A 17,731-nucleotide genomic window follows, 5' to 3' on the forward strand; every position below is an offset into this window, starting at 1 on the left:
GGCTGTACAGCAATGCTGTAGATCTTCCCGATAGACTCATCCCATGAGCAGCGAAGCCCCGCACCCGCACCCGCACCCACACCCGGACACCCTGGAACTCGCCGCCGACCTGCGCGCCGCCCTCGGGGGCCTGGTCCGCTCCCTGCGCGACGGCGACGAGCTGCCGCAGAACCAGGCCGGTGTCCTCGGCCTGCTGGTCCGCGACGGGCGCACCTGCACGGTCGCGGAACTCGCCGCGCTCCAGCGGGTCCGCCACCAGTCGATGGCCCGCACCGTCGCGCTGATGACCGAGGCCGGACTGGTCACCCAGCAGCCCCACCCCACCGACGGCCGCAAGCTGCTGGTCACCGCCACCGAGGCCGGCCGCAGGGCCCTGTTCGACCAGCGCGCCCGCCGCGAGCACCGGATCGCCACCGCCATCGAGGCCCGGCTCACCCCCGAGGAGCAGCACCGGCTGCGCGCGGCGGTCGACCTGCTACGCCGACTGGGCTGAGCCCACCAGATCCTTGCCCGCCGGCGCCGCTCCCACCGGGCTCTCTCCCACCGGCTCCGCCACCGGCCGCGGCACCGGGACCGCCGCCGGCCGGATCTCCGGCAGGTCGACGTGCTCGCTCAGTCCGAACCGCCGGTGCAGCCGCCGCAGCGGAGCGGGCGCCCACCAGTTGAACTCGCCGAACAGGCTCATCGCGGCGGGCACCAGCAGACAGCGCACCAGGGTGGCGTCCACCGCGACGGCGACGGCCAGCGCGATGCCCATCTGCTTGACCATCAGCATGTCCCCGAGCGCGAACCCGGCGAAGACGATCACCATCAGCAGTGCCGCCGAGGTGATGATCCGACCGCTGCGCTGCACGCCCAGCTCCACCGCCCGGACGCAGTCGTGCCCGCGCAGGGTCAGCTCCCTGATCCGGGAGAGCAGGAACACCTCGTAGTCCATCGACAGCCCGAAGGCGAAGGCGAAGACCAGCACCGGGATGAAGGTCTCCAGTCCGCCGGTCGGACTGAACCCGAGCAGCCCGCTGAACCAGCCGTCCTGGAACACCAGGGTGAGCGCGCCGAGCGAGGCGCCCAGCGAGAGCAGGTTCATCAGCAGCGCCTTGACCGGCATCACCACCGAGCCGGTCATCAGGAACAGCAGCACCAGGGTGCCGACCGCCACCAGGCCCAGCGCCCACGGCCCGCGTGAGAGCAGCTCGTCCTGGAAGTCCACCACCGAGGCCGCGCCGCCGGTGACGTAGGTGGTCAGCCCGCCGCGGTCGGCCCGCAGCTCCTCCACCACCTGCTTGGCCTGTGCGCCCTGCGGGTCCCCGTGCACCAGCACGTCGATCGTGGAGACCGTGTCGCCCACCGGCGACACCGCCCGTACCCCGCTCACCCCGGGCAGCTTGGCGATCACGTCGTCCGCGTACGCCTGGGCCACCGGCGCCCCGCCCTCGACCACCACCGTGATCGGCGCGGCCGAGACCTGCGGGAAGCGCTGGTCGATCGTCTCGGCGACCTGTCGCCCGGCCGAGGAGGCGGGCAGCACCGCGGCGCCGGAGTTGCGCATGTCGGCGTGGAGGAACGGCGCCCCGGCCGCCATCAGCAGCGCGACGGAGGCGAGCGTGACGGCGACCGCCCGCTTGCGCACCCGGCGCACGGTCCGACTGAAGAACCCCTCGTCCGCGACGGGCGCGGTGGGCGTCTTGATCCGCGCGCCGGCGAAGCCGAGCAGCGCGGGGATCAGGGTGAGCGCCGCGGCGACGGCGATCACCACCACGCTCACTCCGGCCGCCGCCACCGCGCCGAGCACCGGGCTGGTGAAGACGAACAGGCCGGAGAGCGCGACGGCCACGGTCAGCCCGGAGAAGGCGACGGTGCGTCCGGCGGTCGCCGCGGTCCGCTCCACGGCGGCGGCGATGCCCGCGCCGTGGCCGCGTTCCTCGCGGAAACGATTCACCATGAGCAGCGCGTAGTCGATCGAGAGCCCGAGCCCCAGCACCGTGGCGATCGGCAGCACGCTGGTGTCGATGTCCATGATCCGGCTGAAACCGAACATGGCCAGCAGCGCGCCGCCCACCGAGGCGACCGCCCCGATCACCGGCAGCGAGGCCGCCGCCAGCCCGCCGAAGACCAGCACCATGACGATCAGCGTGAGCGGCAGCGTCACCAGCTCACCGAACCGGGTGTCCTTCTCGGTCTGCTGCTTGACCTCCTGCTGGAGCACCAGGTCCCCGCCGACCGTGACGTGGGCGCCGCCCACTCCGTCCAGCGCGGCGAGCCGCGCGGTGACGGCGTCGGTCTGGGCGGTGCTCGCGGTGTCGGCCATCCGAACGGTGACCAGGCTCGCCGTCCCGTCGGCGGAGCTCAGCGCGGCCGCCTCCGGGCCGGTGCCGTACGCGTCGAGCGAGGAGGAGACGCCGGGCAGGGCGGCGATCTCGGCGGTGGCCCGCTCCACGGCGGCCTTCACCGTCGGATCGCCCACCGGCCTGCCGTCCACCACGGCGGTGACGGTGCCCTTGGCCGGGTCGGCCGCGGCGACCACCGCGCTCCCCCGGTCGGCCTCGGCGCTGGCGGAGGACGCCCCGGCCACCGAGCCCTCGAAGACCCGGCCCCCGATCAGGACACCGACCACCAGGACGACGGCCCACAGGCCGAGTACCCAGCGACGGTGACGGAAGCAGAACCGGCCGATGGCCGCGAGCCGGCCGCCGACCACGGCGGTGGGGGCGACGGAGGAGGTATTGCGCATGAAAAGCCTTTCGGGCAGCTCCTCTCAATCTAGGTGGAACCCGAACCAAGGCCTATAGATGGGCAATGAGCCTCATCTCACACTTTTCTTCACATCAGCTTCACATAAGTCAAGTCGGTATAAATCATCGCAAAAAACGAAATGGGCCCCACCCGGAAATTCCGGGTGGGGCCCACCGTCTAGCTATCGGCTAGCGGGAAGCGAGAGCCTCAGCTCTGGCCGCCGGCCAGCTTCTCGCGCAGGGCGGCCAGGGCCTCGTCGGAGGCCAGGGCGCCCGAGCCCTCGTCGCTGCTGGACGAGTAGGAGCCACCGGCGGCAGCGGCGACGGCGTCGCCACCCTCCTCGGCAGCCTGGGCGTCGGCCTCGCGGCTCTTGATGACCTGGGCCTGGTGCTGCTCGAAGCGGGCCTGCGCCTCGGCGTACTGGCGCTCCCACTCCTCGCGCTGCTTCTCGAAGCCGGGCAGCCAGTCGTTCGCCTCGGGGTCGAAGCCCTCCGGGTAGATGTAGTTGCCCTGGTCGTCGTACGAGGCGGCCATGCCGTACAGGGTCGGGTCGAACTCGACCTCGGCCGGGTTGGCACCCAGGGCCTCGTTGGCCTGCTTCAGCGACAGGCTGATGCGACGACGCTCGAGGTCGATGTCGATGACCTTGACGAAGATCTCGTCGCCGACCTGGACGACCTGCTCCGGGATCTCGACGTGGCGCTCGGCCAGCTCGGAGATGTGGACCAGACCCTCGATGCCCTCGTCCACGCGGACGAACGCACCGAACGGAACCAGCTTGGTGACCTTACCCGGAACGACCTGGCCGATCTGGTGGGTACGGGCGAACTGCTGCCACGGGTCCTCCTGGGTCGCCTTCAGCGACAGGGAGACGCGCTCGCGGTCCATGTCAACGTCGAGAACCTCGACGGTGACCTCCTGGCCGACCTCGACAACCTCGGACGGGTGGTCGATGTGCTTCCAGGACAGCTCGGAGACGTGAACCAGACCGTCGACGCCACCCAGGTCCACGAAGGCACCGAAGTTGACGATCGAGGAGACGACGCCGGAGCGCACCTGGCCCTTCTGCAGGGTGGTGAGGAAGGTCTGGCGGACCTCGCTCTGGGTCTGCTCCAGCCAGGCACGGCGGGACAGGACCACGTTGTTGCGGTTCTTGTCCAGCTCGATGATCTTGGCCTCGAGCTCCTTGCCCACGTAGGGCTGGAGGTCGCGGACACGACGCATCTCGACGAGCGAGGCCGGGAGGAAGCCACGGAGGCCGATGTCGAGGATGAGACCACCCTTGACGACCTCGATGACGGTACCGGTGACGATGCCGTCCTCTTCCTTGATCTTCTCGATCGTGCCCCAGGCACGCTCGTACTGAGCGCGCTTCTTGGACAGGATGAGACGACCCTCCTTGTCCTCCTTCTGGAGAACCAGGGCCTCGATGTTGTCACCGACGGCGACGACCTCGTGCGGGTCAACGTCGTGCTTGATCGAGAGCTCGCGGGACGGGATGACGCCCTCGGTCTTGTAACCGATGTCGAGGAGAACCTCGTCACGGTCGACCTTCACGATGACGCCCTCGACGATGTCGCCATCGTTGAAGTACTTGATGGTCTCGTCGATCGCGGCGAGGAACGCCTCCGCGTCGCCGATGTCGTTGACCGCGACCTGCGGGGTGGTGCTGAGGGAGGAGTCGGTGGGGCTCGTCATTAGGAAAAGGGCTCCGGTACGGACATGAAAGTCGTAGGTAATGCCACGCGGAGGGCCTGTATCGCTCCCACCGAAAGCCGGACAGCCAAGAACACGGCACACCAAGATCCCGTACAACGAGAACCGGTGTCCGTCTTGCGACCGTGGGGTCTTCGACAGATGCGAGCGCGACCTGCTCCGTCCGAGGCGCGCAGGCCCGCAGCGCAACTTGTAGCATACGGGGACGGCCAGGCACGGTCAATGCCGAAGGACGGCAAGACGGTGGAGCCCGGTACGGATCAGGCCATATCCTCCGAATGCGCGCCTCGCGGCGGCGCCCGAAGGGGCCCTGTCCCCGGATGCCACCGCCAGGATCCGGACCCTCACGGGCCGGTTCGCGGCAGCGGCGCTTCCGCACTTCCATACCCTACGCGATGGGCATTGTCACCGTGGCCACCACCCCCCAGTCAGACCTGCACGATCTTGACACCTCCCCCGCGCGGGACGAGGAGGAGGACGGCGACGAGGCCACCCGCCGGGAGGCCGGCACCGGGGAGAGCAGCCGGGCCAGCCGGCACTGGTGGGACCGCAACGCCGACGAGTACCAGGACGAACACGGCGAGTTCCTCGGCGACGACCGCTTCACCTGGTGCCCCGAGGGCCTGGACGAGGCCGACGCCCACCTGCTCGGCGAGGTGGCCGGCCGGGACGTCCTGGAGATCGGCGCCGGCGCCGCCCAGTGCTCCCGCTGGCTGGCCGCCCAGGGAGCCCGACCGGTCGCCCTGGACATCTCCTACCGCCAGCTCCAGCACTCCCGCCGGATCGACCTCGGCCGCGGCACCGCACCCGTCGCGGTCGTCCAGGCCGACGCCGCCGTGCTGCCCTTCGCCGACGCGTCCTTCGACCTCGCCTGCTCCGCCTACGGCGCCGTCCCGTTCAGCGCCGACACGGCCGCCCTGATGCGCGAGGTGCACCGGGTGCTGCGGCCCGGCGGGCGCTGGGTGTTCTCGGTGACCCACCCGATCCGCTGGGCGTTCCCCGACGAGCCGGGCGTCGAGGGCCTCACCGCGATGTCCTCCTACTTCGACCGCACCCCGTACGTCGAACAGGACGAGCAGGGCCGCGCCACCTACGTCGAGCACCACCGCACCCTCGGCGACCGGGTCCGCGAACTCGTCACCGCCGGCTTCCGCCTGGTGGACCTGATCGAGCCCGAGTGGCCGGCCGGCCTGGAGCAGGAGTGGGGCGGCTGGTCCCCGCTGCGCGGGCGGCTGATCCCCGGCACCGCGATCTTCGTCACCGAACGGGGCTGAGCGCCCTGATGAACCCGGCCCTGCGTCCCGCCTGGCGCGAACTGCCCGTCCGCACCGCCCTGCCCGCCCTGCACGGCGCGCTGGACGAGCACGGCACCGCCGTCCTCGCCGCACCACCCGGCACCGGCAAGACGACGCTGGTGCCGCTCGCGCTGGCGGGGCTGCTCTCCCCCGAGGGCCCGGTACGGCGGGTGCTGGTCGCCGAGCCGCGCCGGCTCGCCGTACGGGCCGCCGCCCGGCGGATGGCCTGGCTGCTCGGCGAGACCGTCGGCGGCCGGGTCGGGTACACCGTGCGAGGCGAGCGACGCGTCGGGCCGGACACGGTGGTCGAGGTGGTCACCACCGGTGTGCTGCTGCAGCGGCTCCAGCGCGACCAGGAGCTCCCCGGCGTGGACGTGGTGGTCCTGGACGAGTGCCACGAACGGCACCTGGACGCCGACACCGCGCTCGCCTTCCTGCTCGACGTCCGGGCGGCGCTGCGGCCCGAACTCCGGCTGGTCTGCGCCTCGGCCACCTCCGACACCGAGGCCTGGGCCGAACTCCTCGGCGGCGCACCCGTGGTGGAGGCGCACGGCGTCTCCCACCCGGTCGAGGTGCTCTGGGCGCCACCGCCGCGCGCCGTCCGGCCCGCCCACGGCATCCGGGTCGATCCGGCGCTGCTCGACCACGTCGCGGCGGTGGTGCGGCGAGCCCTCGCCGAGCAGGAGGGGGACGTGCTCTGCTTCCTGCCCGGCGTCGGCGAGATCGCCCGGGTCGCCGGGGCGCTGGGCGGCGTGGGCCTCGACGTCCTGCAACTCCACGGCCGCGCCCCGCAGGCCGTGCAGGACGCCGCCCTCTCGCCCGGCGAGGGCCGCCGGGTCGTGCTGGCCACCGCCGTCGCCGAGTCCTCGCTCACCGTGCCCGGCGTACGGGTCGTGGTCGACGCCGGGCTCGCCCGCGAACCGCGCACCGACCACGCCCGCGGCCTCGCCGGCCTCGTCACCGTCCGGGCCTCGCTCGCCGCCGCCCGCCAGCGGGCCGGCCGCGCCGGGCGTGAGGCCCCCGGCACCGTCTACCGCTGCTGGAACGAGGCCGAGGACGCCCTCGCCGCCCGCTTCCCCACCCCGGAGATCGCGCTCGCCGACCTCACCTCGTTCGCTCTCCAGGCCGCCTGCTGGGGCGACCCGGACGCCACCGGCCTCGCCCTGCCCGACGCGCCGCCGACAGGGGCGATGGCCGCCGCCCGGCAGACCCTGCTCGCCCTCGGCGCGGTCTCTTCGGACGGGCGGGCCACGGCGCGAGGGGTGCGCCTCGCCCGCACGGGGCTGCACCCCCGGCTGGGGCGCGCGCTGGTCGACGGCGCGCCGGTGGTCGGCGCGCGGCGGGCGGCCGAGGTGGTCGCGCTGCTGTCCGAGGAACCGCCTCGGGCGCTGGGCGACGACCTCGGCGCGGTGTGGCGGACGGTACGGGACTCCCGCGACCCCTACGCCGGCCGCTGGCGCGACGAAGTCCGCCGCCTGCTGCGCGTCACCTCCGACGAACCCGCCACCCAGCTGCCCGACGCGACCGCCGCCGGACTCGTCGTCGCCCTCGCCTTCCCCGAGCGGATCGCCCGCGCCCGCGTCGAACGGCCCGCCCCCGGCGAGCGCAGCCCGTACCTGATGGCCTCCGGCACCGCCGCCGAACTCGCCCCCGACACCCGGCTCGGCGCGCTGCCCTGGCTCGCCGTCGCGGTCGCCGACCGCCCGGCGGGGTCCCACTCGGCCCGCATCCTGCACGCCGCGGCGCTGGACGAGGGCACGGCGCTGCTCGCCGGTGCGGCATTGCTCGACGGTCGCGCCGAAGTCCACTGGGACACCCGGCGGGGCGAAGTCGTCTCCCGCCAGGTGGAGTCCCTGGGCGCCATCGAACTCGCCGAGAAGCCCCTCAACCGCCCGGACGCATCCCTCGTCCGGAACGCCCTCCTCCAAGGCCTCGCGCGCGAGGGCGTCAGCACCCTGCTGACGTTCCCGTCCAACCTGCGCGAGCGCCTAACCTTCCTGCACACCGCCATCGGCGGCCCCTGGCCCGACGTCAGCGACGAGGCGCTGCTCGAACGCGCCGACGAGTGGCTGGAGCCCGAACTGTCCCGCGCCCGCCGCCGCGCGGACCTGGCCAGGATCGATACGACGTCCGCCCTCCAACGCCTGCTGCCATGGGCGAGTGGCGAGGCGGGCCGCCTGGACGAACTCGCTCCCGAACGCATCACCGTGCCGTCCGGCTCGAAGATACGCGTCGACTACACCACCGAACGTCCAGTGCTGGCCGTCAAGTTGCAGGAACTCTTCGGCTGGAGGGCTGCCCCGGCGCTGGCCGGAGGACGCGTCCCGCTGACCATCCACCTGCTCTCCCCCGCCGGCCGCCCCGCCGCCGTCACCGGTGATCTGGAGTCCTTCTGGCGCGAGGGCTACCGAGCCGTCCGAGCGGATCTCAGGGGCCGCTACCCCCGCCACCCCTGGCCCGAAGACCCGACCACGGCGGAACCCACCCGCCGCACCAACGCGCGGAAGTAGCCTGCGCGACCGACGCTGCCCGGCAGCGGCGTCAGTCGCGCCGGTTCGGCCGGACCACTTCCCTCGCTCGCCCACCCGGATCCCCGTTCGCACCGACCCGCTCAGTGCGCTCCGCATCCGGCCACGGAGCCCGCGCAACAACCCGCTTGGCGGACCACGGCGACCACTGCTACCTTTCCGGAGGCCGTGTGAGAGAACGAGGAGGTGGTACCCGTGAACGCAGTATCGACATGGGTGCTCCCCTCCGGGGTCACGGTCGGGCGATAGGTCGTCGTCCGGGAGCGCCGTCTCTGAGCACTCCCGAAAGGCACGACCATGCGCTTCACTTCTGAGCAGCGTTTCGACGACGACGTCGTCGAGCGCGAGTTCACTCTCGGCGAGATCCCCGGCATCCTGTGGACGCCCGCGGCCGCCTCCGCGGCCGCGCCGGTACCGCTGATCCTGATCTGTCCCCCGCCGCTCGGACTGGGCAAGGTGTACCCCCGGCTGGCGGGTCGGGCCCGGTACTACGCGGCGGAGTACGGCTTCGCCTCGGCCACCATCGAACTCCCCGGGAGCGGTGACCGTCCCCGTTGGGCCGCCGCCGACCAGGCCCGCGCCGACCTGCGCCGGGCCATGGAGGCGGGGGAGCCGGTCAGCGGCGAGATCATCGACGCCCTGGTCCTCCCGCTGGTCGAGAGGGCCGTCCCGGAATGGCAGGCAGCGCTCGACGACCTCCTTGCGCTGCCCGAGATCGCCGGCCCGGTCGGGTACGAGGGGGGAATCATCTCCATCGGCGTCCGGCTGGCGGTCGTCGAGCCGCGCATCGCGGCCGCCGGTCTCTTCGCCGGAAGTCTCGTGCCCGCCGCAATCTTCGAGGATGCCCGGCAGGTCACCATCCCGCTGCAGGTCCTGCTGCAGTGGGACGACGAGGGGAACCCCCGGCAGGCAGCCCTGGACCTGTTCGACGCCTTCGGCTCCAAGGAGAAGACCCTGCACGCCAACATGGGCGGGCACACCGGCGTCCCGCAGTACGAGGTCGACGCCGGGGCCCGCTTCTTCGCCCGGCACCTGAAGTGAGTCCGGGCCGTCAGGCCGTCGGTAGGCGGTAGGCGGCAAGGACGCCACCTATCGAGGACGGGCCGTAGCTCCCCGCACCGCGGGCCCTGCCAAATCGGCAGGGCCCACGGTGCCCGAAGCCATTTGGCACTCCACGCGCCTCGCCCCGGACACGTGCTCGGGCTCGCCGATCCGGGTGCAGCCGGTGACGTGGTAGGCGTGGAAGTGCGAGTAGCCGGGCGGCCGCGTCAGTCGCGCCGGTTCGGCCGGATCGCGGAGTAGAGGACGAGCGTGAGGACCAAGGTGGTGAGGAGGATCAGGAATTTCCGGAAACCCTCGGAACTGGTGGGCAGCCAGCCTTGGAGCAGTCCGATCAGCAGCACGATGTCGAGCACGACCGCGATTGCGAACCCTGGCCGCTTCATTCCGCTCTCCCCTCCCGGATCCCCGTTCGCACCGTACCCGCTCAGTGCGCTCCTCGGAAGGTCCAGCCGGATTCACGCGGATACGAGTTCGGCAACCCGCTGAGCCGGCTCGGAAGCGCCCGGAATTCCTCGTGTGCGATAGACGGTCATGGCCGAACGCACCGCCGCGAGTTCCTTCTGTTCCGGGCGGATGCCACACCGTCCATGAGGTCCAGGCACTCGTTTCATGACCGGCTTGGGCGTGCGGCGTGCCGTCGACGCCCTCCTCCATCCGAACCCGACCGTGCTGGGCTACCTGTCAGAACACCGGCGGCCGACCCAGCTTCGTCATCTGCCACACCGTGCTCCACCGCATCGGCCGCCTCGGCGGGCGTACGCCCTCGAAGAAGCCGGACCACCGTTCAGCGCCGTCCTCCGGGCACCCGGCCGGCTGCCGCACCCGAGCTGTCGGCCACACCTGAAACCCGTGCCGCGCGCAGGAAGTCGACCGCGCCGACTTCCTGCGCGCCCGGGCTCACCCTCGAAGAGGTCCGGGCCCCGGGCTCCGCCCGTCGATCACTCCCAGCGCCAACCGTTCTTGTCCTCGCAGGTGAGGACGCGCCCTGCGGCATCGGTGCCGGTGTCGCCGTGGGCGCTGTTGGGGCAGAACCGACCCCGGACGATGCAGGCGCCCTTGGAATCCGTGGTGCACCCAGCCGCCTGGTGCTGCGTGGGCGTGGGCACGGACTGCTGCGCCGGCGGGGTGTGCGCCGGAGCCGGTTCCTGGGTGGCCGGGGCAGCAGGAGCAACCGGGGCGGCAGGAGCGGCGGGAGCGGCCGTCGAGGTCGGTGCCGCGCCTGCCGCCTCGGTCGCGCTCGCGGCCGGGGAGGGCGGTACGGCCCCCGGGCAGTCCTCCTCGTTCTTCACCACGGACAGCGTCACCGTCATGTCCTTCACCGCGGGTTCCCCGGCGGCCGGCTGCTGGGAGCACACCTTCCAGTGGCTCGGCATGAGCACCGAGCGGGTGTGGGACTCGCCCGGGTGGACGTCCTTGAAGTCCACGTTCTTGGCGACGCGGGCGTCCCCCTGCCGCAAGGCGTCCTTGGCCTTGTCCCCGTGCATGCCGACGACGCTCGGAACCGACGTGCCGCTCGTCCCGGCAGTGCCCGTGGCCGACGTGGCGTCGGACTCGGCCTTGCACCCGGCCACCATGAGCACGGCGGCAAGCGCGCCCACACCGAGGACGATCGGCCGCCGCCGACGGGAGGGGGTCGTGGGACGGACTGCGTGCGACGGGGATATCGGCAGCTGTATCACGGCAGGAGGACACACTTTCGAGTAGGTGGTGGGCGCGCATCACACCAGGTTCCGAACGCGGAAAGCGCCTGAACGTACCGCAGTTGGACTCGCGGTGGCACCCGCGACCGGAATCCGGTCCGGCGGGGGTGCCGGCACTGCCCCGGCCGGTTGCGTCCCAGCCGGGCGTCAGCTCGACAGGCTTGCCGCGTGCAGGTGGTCGAAGACGATCCGGTCGGCCCCCGTCGCCGGTCCCGGGTCAGTGGGTATGGTTCGGCCAGCCCGGTGTGGGGGTGCCCATCGACTGGCCCGGGCGCAGGATCGGGGTGCCGGTCTGGACGGGGCTGCAGGTGATGACGCGGCCGGCCGCGTCGTGGATGCAGTTGGCGTCCGGGTCCGGGCCCTGTGGCCTGGTCCCGCAGTCGGTGCACGCCACCGGCGGTTCGTTGTGCGGGTCGGTGCCGGACGGGGCCTTGGGCTTCGTGGCCTGGGCGCCGCCCTGCGGCTTGGCGGAGGTGGCCTCAGGGGCGGCGGGGGCCTTCGTGGCGGGCTTCCGGGTCGCGCTCGGGGCGTCGTCGCCCGGCTCGCCGGCCGCGGGCTCGGCGGCGGCCTGGACGGGCTCCGGCGCCGCCGACGGGCTCGGCGAGGGCTGCGCCTCGGTTGGCGTGGGCGTTGGCGTCGGCGTCACCGACGGCTCGACCGCCGCCGGAGGCTCGGCGGTCGCCGTCGCGCTCGGCGCGGCCCCGCCCGTTCCGGCCGAAGCCGGCGCACCGCCCCCGCCGCCGGACAGCGCCCAGACCGACCCCCCTGCCAGCATCAGCGCTGCCAGTGCGACCGGGACCACCGCCCGGGGCCGCGCGAACTTCCGCCCCCGCGTTCCCTCGTCCGTCTCCGCCATCGTCGCGCCCCCGCTCGCAGCCTCGCCCACCGCGCGGCGGACCGGCAGGATCGTAGCGCCGGGCTCGGACACTCGTACGGTCGGGCCCGGCCCGAGGACGACCCGCGGTGCCTTCGTGTCATCGGCCTGGGTGACCGGCCCCGTCGACCGACGCGGTGAACACGTCCACGCCCCGCCCTTCGATCAGCGCCATCGGGAAGAGTTCGCCGGGGCGGTGGGGCTCGAATCCGTCCGACTCGAAGCCCTCGATCACGACCCGCTCGGCCGTGTGGAGGTCCTCGGGCCGCCCGAACGGCGACGGGCCCGAACGCTCCACGCGTCCGGGCCCGTTCGGCGAAGGGGCCGTCAGTGCGCGGCGGCCTCCCAGTTGGGGCCGACGCCGACGGAGACGTCCAGCGGGGCACGCAGCGGGTAGGCGCCCGCCATCTGCTCGCGGACGACGGCCTCGACCTGCTCGCGCTCGCCGGGGGCCAGCTCCAGCACGATTTCGTCGTGCACCTGGAGCAGCATCCGGGAGGTGAGGCCGGCGGCGCGCAGCGCCTCGTCCACCCGGAGCATGGCGATCTTGACGATGTCGGCGGCCGAGCCCTGGATCGGGGCGTTGAGAGCCATCCGCTCGGCCATCTCGCGGCGCTGGCGGTTGTCGCTGTTGAGGTCGGGCAGGTAGCGGCGGCGGCCGAGCAGGGTCTCGGTGTAGCCGGTGGCCCGGGCCTCGTCGACGACCCGGCGCAGGTAGTCCCGCACGCCGCCGAAGCGCTCGAAGTAGGTGTCCATCAGGCCCTGGGCCTCGGCCGGCTTGATGCCGAGCTGCTGCGAGAGCCCGTACGCGGACAGCCCGTACGCCAGGCCGTAGGACATCGCCTTGATCTTGCGGCGCATCTCGGCGTCCACCGCGGCGCGCGGCACCTCGAAGACCTGGGAGGCGACGGTGTTGTGGAGGTCCTCGCCGGAGGCGAAGGCCTCGATCAGCGCCTCGTCCTCGGACAGGTGCGCCATGATCCGCAGTTCGATCTGCGAGTAGTCGGCGGTGAGCAGCGATTCGTAGCCCTGGCCGACGACGAAGGCGCGGCGGATCGCCCGGCCCTCCTCGGTGCGGACGGGGATGTTCTGCAGGTTCGGGTCCTGCGAGGAGAGCCGGCCGGTGGCGGCGACCATCTGGTTGAAGGTGGTGTGGATCCGGCCCTTGGGCGAGACGGTCTTGAGCAGGCCCTCGACGGTGGTGCGCAGCTTGGCCTGGTCGCGGTGGCGCAGCAGGATGACCGGCAGCTCGTTGTCGGTCTGGGTGGCCAGCCAGGTGAGCGCGTCGGCGTCGGTGGTGTAGCCGGTCTTGATCTTCTTGGTCTTGGGGAGCGCGAGCTCACCGAAGAGGATCTCCTGGAGCTGCTTGGGCGAGCCGAGGTTGAACTCGCGCCCGGCGGCGGCGTGCGCCTCCTCCACCACGCGCTGGATCTCGGCGGCGAACTGGGCCTCCAGGCCGGTGAGCCACTCGCGGTCGGCGGCGATGCCGTAGCGCTCCATGCGGGCGAGCAGGGCGGCGATGGGCAGTTCCATGTCGTGCATCAGCCCGGCGGCGCCGACCTCGGCGAGGCGGGTGTCGAAGAGCGCGGCGAGGTCGAGCACGGCGCGGGCCTGGAGCATCAGCGACTGGGCGTGCGCGGTCGGGTCCTCCTCCGGTGCGTCGAAGGCGAGTTGGCCGCTCTCGGTGGCGGGAGCCGGGGTGAGCGAGCGGGCCAGGTACTCCTCGGCGAGCACCTCCAGGGTGAAGGTGCGGCGGCCGGGCTTCTCCAGGTAGGCGGCGAGCGCGGTGTCGGCGACGACGCCCTCGATCGTCCAGCCGCGCTCGGCGAAGGCGCGCATGACCTGCTTGGCGATGTGCAGGGCCTTGGGGGCGGTGGCGTCGGCGAGCCAGGCGGCGAAGGCCCGCTCGTCCTCCTCGGCGAGCAGCGCCGGGTCGAACCAGGCGGCCGTCTCCCCGGCGGCGAGGGCGACTTCGGTGACCTCGCCGGCGCCGAGCGCCCACTGGTAGACGGCGGCGAGCGCGACGGTGGTCTTGCCGTCGGCGGCGTGCTCGGCGAGCCAGGTGGCGAGGGTGCCCGGGTCGGTGAGGAGTTCGCCGTCGACCTCGACGCCGGGGGCGAGTTCGGCTTCCGCCGAGTCCTCGCCGGCGGACGGGTCGATGCCGTAGACGCGGTCGCGGAAGTTGGCGTTGCGGAACTCCAGCGACTCCATCAGGGTGCCGACGGCGTCCCGGTCGAACGGCTTGCGGTCCAGCTGGGCGACGCCGAGCGGGAGTTCGACGTCGCGGACCAGCTCGGTGAGCACCCGGTTGCGCTTGACCGAGTCGAGGTGGTCGCGCAGCTTCTCGCCGATCTTGCCCTTCACCTCGTCGGCGCGGGTGACGAGTTCGTCGAAGGAGCCGAACTGGTTGACCCACTTGGCGGCGGTCTTCTCACCGACGCCGGGGATGCCGGGCAGGTTGTCGGACGGGTCTCCGCGCAGCGCGGCGAGGTCCGGGTACTGGCGCGGGGTGACGCCGTACTTCTCGGTGACCTTCTCCGGGGTGAAGCGGGTGAGCTCGGAGACGCCCTTGGTCGGGTAGAGCACGGTGACGTGGTCGGTGACCAGCTGCAGCGAGTCGCGGTCGCCGGTGACGATGTCGACGTCGAAGCCGGCCGCCTCGGCGGCGGTGGCCAGGGTGGCGATGATGTCGTCGGCCTCGAAGCCCTCGACCGTCAGCCGGGGGATGTTCATGGCGTCGAGCAGTTCGCCGATCAGGCCGACCTGGCTGCGGAACTCGTCCGGCGTCTTGGCGCGGTTGGCCTTGTAGTCGGGGAACTCGACGGAGCGGAAGGTCTGCCGGGAGACGTCGAAGGCGACGGCGAGGTGGGTGGGCTGTTCGTCGCGGACGGTGTTGGCGAGCATCGAGGCGAAGCCGTAGACCGCGTTGGTGGGCTGGCCGGTGGAGGTGTTGAAGTTCTCCACGGGCAGGGCGTAGAAGGCCCGGTAGGCCATCGAGTGCCCGTCGAGCAGCATCAGCCGGGGCCGCGGGCCGGCCCCGCCGCCACCCGTCGCGCCCTTGTCTGTACTCTGCGTAGCCACGTCAACGTCCGTTCCTGCCGATTCCACTACCGGCCACCGATCCTATGGCCCGGCACCGACAAAAAGGGCGCCGCGCCGATCCGGCCACAGCTGTTACCTACGAGTAGGACGGTCGTACGATCACAGGCGGAACGCCCCCGAGCACCCCCCGAGCAACGCCCCGAGCAACCACCCGAGCAACCCCCCGAGCGACACCCAGCGTCCCCCAGCGGCAGGAGCACCCCATGACCGACACCGCCCCCGACACCGCCCCCGACACCGAGCCCGTCCTGAACGTCCCGCAGGACGTGCTGGACCACTTCGCCAAGCTCGGCGTGAGCCCGCAGACCTTCTCCGGCGGCCACCTCGGCGAGAAGATGGGCATCCGGATCGTCGAGGCCTCCGCCGACCGCGTGGTCGGCACCATGCCGGTGGAGGGCAATCAGCAGCCGTACGGGCTGCTGCACGGCGGTGCCTCGGCGGCGCTGGCCGAGACGCTGGGCTCGATCGGGGCGATGCTGCACGCGGGCCCCGGCCGGTACGCGGTCGGCGTGGACCTCAACGCCACCCACCACCGCTCGGCCACCTCCGGACTGGTGACCGGGGTGGCGACCGCCGTGTTCAAGGGCCGCACCGCCGCCACGTACGAGATCGCGATCACCGACGACACCGGCCGGCGGATCACCAGCTGCCGGCTGACCTGCATGCTGCGCGACCTCTGACCGACCGCACCCCGAAAGCTCCCGACAACGTCCCTACGGCGTCGGTGAGTTCACTCCGGACAACATCAAGTCCCTTTTCCGCCCCCTTGTTTGACCATCCGCCGGCCTGGGCAGGCGTTGATCTGGACAAGGGGGCGTTCGCATGTCCGGGGGCGGCGGGCACGAATCCCGCGCTTGTAACGCTGCGTAACAAGTAGGAAATCCGATCAATTGCCGGTTCCGAGGCCTTCAGGCGCCCCGGAGCGACTCGGCCGCGCCCTCGCTGTCCGCAATACGGACGCTCAAGGCCGGAACCAGGGCATCGGACACGGGCGTCCGATAGTCGACGCTGCCAGCTGCAACCCCCATTTCTGGCCCTTACATCGCCCTATCAGCGCGTAAACGCCCGTCATCGCGGGATCGATCGAGCCAGAACGACCACATCGTGAGACACATACTCCGTGTGCTCATAACAAGAGAATCACAGCCTGCTCCCAGCACTGCCCGAGTCGCCCAACGGCATCTAGAGTCACGGCCAGTCACCGCGCCATTCGATTGGGCCAGGCCCTCCGCGCACTCCGGCTCCCGCCACTCCGGCGCGGGCGCCTCCCGAACCGAAGGGGACCCTCGTGCGTCATCGTTCAGCAGTTGTCGTGAGCATTGCCGTGATCGGCGCCCTCAGCCTCAGCGCCTGCGGCTCCCGCGGAGAGAAGAACAGCGGCAACGGCGGCGGCGACTCCGCCTCCACCACCGTCGTCATCGGGGTCGACGCCCCGCTCACCGGTGACCTCTCCGCCCTCGGCCTCGGCATCCGCAACTCCGTCGACCTCGCGATCAAGAAGGCCAACGAGACCAACGAGGTCCCCGGCGTCAAGTTCGAGATCAAGGCGCTGGACGACACCGGCAAGCCCGCCCCCGGCCAGCAGAACGCCACCCAGCTGGTCGGCGACTCCAAGGTCCTCGGCGTCGTCGGCCCGCTCAACTCCAGTGTGGCGCAGTCGATGCAGCAGATCTTCGACGACAAGAACCTGGTCGAGGTCTCCCCCGCCAACACCGGCGTCGCCCTCAGCCAGGGCGAGAAGTGGGCCAGCGGCGAGAAGAAGCGCCCCTTCAAGTCCTACTTCCGCACCGCCACCACCGACGCCGTCCAGGGCCCGTTCGCCGCCCAGTTCCTCTACAACGACGCCAAGAAGACCAAGGTCTTCCTCATCGACGACCAGAAGACCTACGGTGCCGGCCTGGCCGGCACCTTCAAGGGCGAGTTCACCAAGCTCGGCGGCACCCTCGTCGGCGAGGAGCACGTCAACCCCGACGACCGCGACTTCGCCGCCATCGCCACCAAGGTCAAGAGCTCCGGCGCCGAAGCCGTCTACTACGGCGGCGAGTACCCCGCGGCCGGCCCGCTCTCCCTCCAGCTCAAGGAGGCCGGCGCCACCATCCCGCTGATGGGCGGCGACGGCATCCAGAGCGCCGACTTCATCAAGCTCAACCCCAAGAGCCAGGGCGACTTCGCCACCGCCGTCGGCCTGCCCGTCGAAAGCCTCGACACCGCCAAGAAGTTCATCGCCGACTACAAGACCGCCGGCTACAAGGACGCCTACGAGACCTACGGCGGCTACTCCTACGACAGCGCCTGGGCCGTCATCCAGGGCGTCAAGGCCGTGAAGGCCAGCGGCAAGCCCCTCACCCGCGAGGCCGTCCGCGACGCCGTCCAGAACGTCTCCTTCGACGGCGTCACCGGCAAGGTCTCCTTCGACGAGTTCGGCGACACCACCAACAAGCAGCTCACCGTCTACACCGTCAAGGACGGCAAGTGGGCCGTGGAGAAGTCCGGCACCTTCAAGGGCTGACACAGGCCCGCACGGGCCGGCACAGGCCCGCACGGGGCGGCACAAGCCCGCACGGGCCGACGCAGCCCCGCACGGCCGCGCAGGCCCACCCGGGCCGACGCAGGCCCAAGCAGCCTGATGCACCGTCACCACCCGCATCACCAGCGCCACTTCACCACCATCGCGCGCGGGGGCGCCACCAGTGCCCCCGCGCGCACCCACATCCACCACCC

Annotated in this window: 13 protein-coding genes; 6 read left to right on the top strand and 7 right to left on the bottom strand. The window is 71.8% G+C overall.

Features of this window, described 5'->3' with window-relative positions; translation table 11 throughout:
• The first annotated feature begins 43 nt into the window (after positions 1-43).
• On the top strand, positions 44-493 hold the full coding sequence (locus ACZ5OX_RS02755; protein WP_465628410.1) for a MarR family winged helix-turn-helix transcriptional regulator: 450 nt from the start codon (positions 44-46) through the stop codon (positions 491-493).
• Here ACZ5OX_RS02755 and ACZ5OX_RS02760 read toward each other — a convergent pair.
• Both ACZ5OX_RS02760 and rpsA read right to left on the bottom strand, forming a co-directional pair.
• Positions 476-2,731, bottom strand: coding sequence for an MMPL family transporter (locus tag ACZ5OX_RS02760; RefSeq protein ID WP_465628412.1), 2,256 nt, complete (start codon positions 2,729-2,731; stop codon positions 476-478). The genes ACZ5OX_RS02755 and ACZ5OX_RS02760 overlap by 18 nt on opposite strands.
• A gap of 209 nt (positions 2,732-2,940) precedes the next feature.
• Positions 2,941-4,431 (bottom strand): 30S ribosomal protein S1, encoded by a 1,491-nt coding sequence (gene rpsA / locus ACZ5OX_RS02765; RefSeq protein WP_030061640.1) that lies wholly within the window; start codon positions 4,429-4,431, stop codon positions 2,941-2,943.
• Between the two features lie 413 nt (positions 4,432-4,844).
• Between rpsA and ACZ5OX_RS02770 the strand changes: the two genes are divergently transcribed.
• From ACZ5OX_RS02770 to ACZ5OX_RS02780, 3 genes are all read left to right on the top strand, one after another.
• Positions 4,845-5,723 (top strand): class I SAM-dependent methyltransferase, encoded by an 879-nt coding sequence (locus ACZ5OX_RS02770; RefSeq protein WP_465628413.1) that lies wholly within the window; start codon positions 4,845-4,847, stop codon positions 5,721-5,723.
• A gap of 8 nt (positions 5,724-5,731) precedes the next feature.
• A complete protein-coding gene (gene hrpB, locus ACZ5OX_RS02775) occupies positions 5,732-8,254 on the top strand; it encodes an ATP-dependent helicase HrpB (protein WP_465628414.1) in 2,523 nt (840 codons plus the stop codon).
• A 315-nt stretch (positions 8,255-8,569) separates the two neighbouring features.
• Positions 8,570-9,313, top strand: a complete 744-nt coding sequence (locus tag ACZ5OX_RS02780) for a dienelactone hydrolase family protein (RefSeq protein WP_465628415.1) — start codon at positions 8,570-8,572, stop codon at positions 9,311-9,313.
• A gap of 227 nt (positions 9,314-9,540) precedes the next feature.
• Here ACZ5OX_RS02780 and ACZ5OX_RS02785 read toward each other — a convergent pair whose 3' ends face one another.
• The 5 genes from ACZ5OX_RS02785 to polA form a co-directional block, all read right to left on the bottom strand.
• Entirely contained in the window at positions 9,541-9,687 is a 147-nt protein-coding gene (locus ACZ5OX_RS02785; RefSeq protein WP_465628416.1) for a hypothetical protein, read from the bottom strand.
• Between the two features lie 585 nt (positions 9,688-10,272).
• Positions 10,273-10,818: a hypothetical protein gene (locus tag ACZ5OX_RS02790; RefSeq protein WP_465628417.1), complete on the bottom strand. Its 546-nt coding sequence runs from the start codon at positions 10,816-10,818 to the stop codon at positions 10,273-10,275.
• Positions 10,819-11,251: 433 nt separating this feature from the next.
• Positions 11,252-11,890 (bottom strand): hypothetical protein, encoded by a 639-nt coding sequence (locus tag ACZ5OX_RS02795; RefSeq protein WP_465628418.1) that lies wholly within the window; start codon positions 11,888-11,890, stop codon positions 11,252-11,254.
• A 118-nt stretch (positions 11,891-12,008) separates the two neighbouring features.
• Positions 12,009-12,206, bottom strand: coding sequence for a hypothetical protein (locus ACZ5OX_RS02800; protein WP_465628419.1), 198 nt, complete (start codon positions 12,204-12,206; stop codon positions 12,009-12,011).
• 29 nt (positions 12,207-12,235) lie between these two features.
• Positions 12,236-14,923 (bottom strand): DNA polymerase I, encoded by a 2,688-nt coding sequence (gene polA / locus ACZ5OX_RS02805; RefSeq protein WP_465628881.1) that lies wholly within the window; start codon positions 14,921-14,923, stop codon positions 12,236-12,238.
• Between the two features lie 290 nt (positions 14,924-15,213).
• Here polA and ACZ5OX_RS02810 point away from each other — a divergent pair, with 290 nt between their 5' ends.
• A complete protein-coding gene (locus ACZ5OX_RS02810; protein ID WP_465628420.1) occupies positions 15,214-15,690 on the top strand; it encodes a PaaI family thioesterase in 477 nt (158 codons plus the stop codon).
• A gap of 608 nt (positions 15,691-16,298) precedes the next feature.
• Positions 16,299-17,519 carry a branched-chain amino acid ABC transporter substrate-binding protein gene (locus ACZ5OX_RS02815; protein ID WP_449789783.1) on the top strand — a complete coding sequence of 407 codons (1,221 nt, stop codon included), beginning with the start codon at positions 16,299-16,301 and terminating at the stop codon, positions 17,517-17,519.
• Positions 17,520-17,731 lie beyond the last annotated feature (212 nt).

The sequence above is a fragment of the Kitasatospora sp. NPDC032121 genome, from assembly GCF_055580145.1.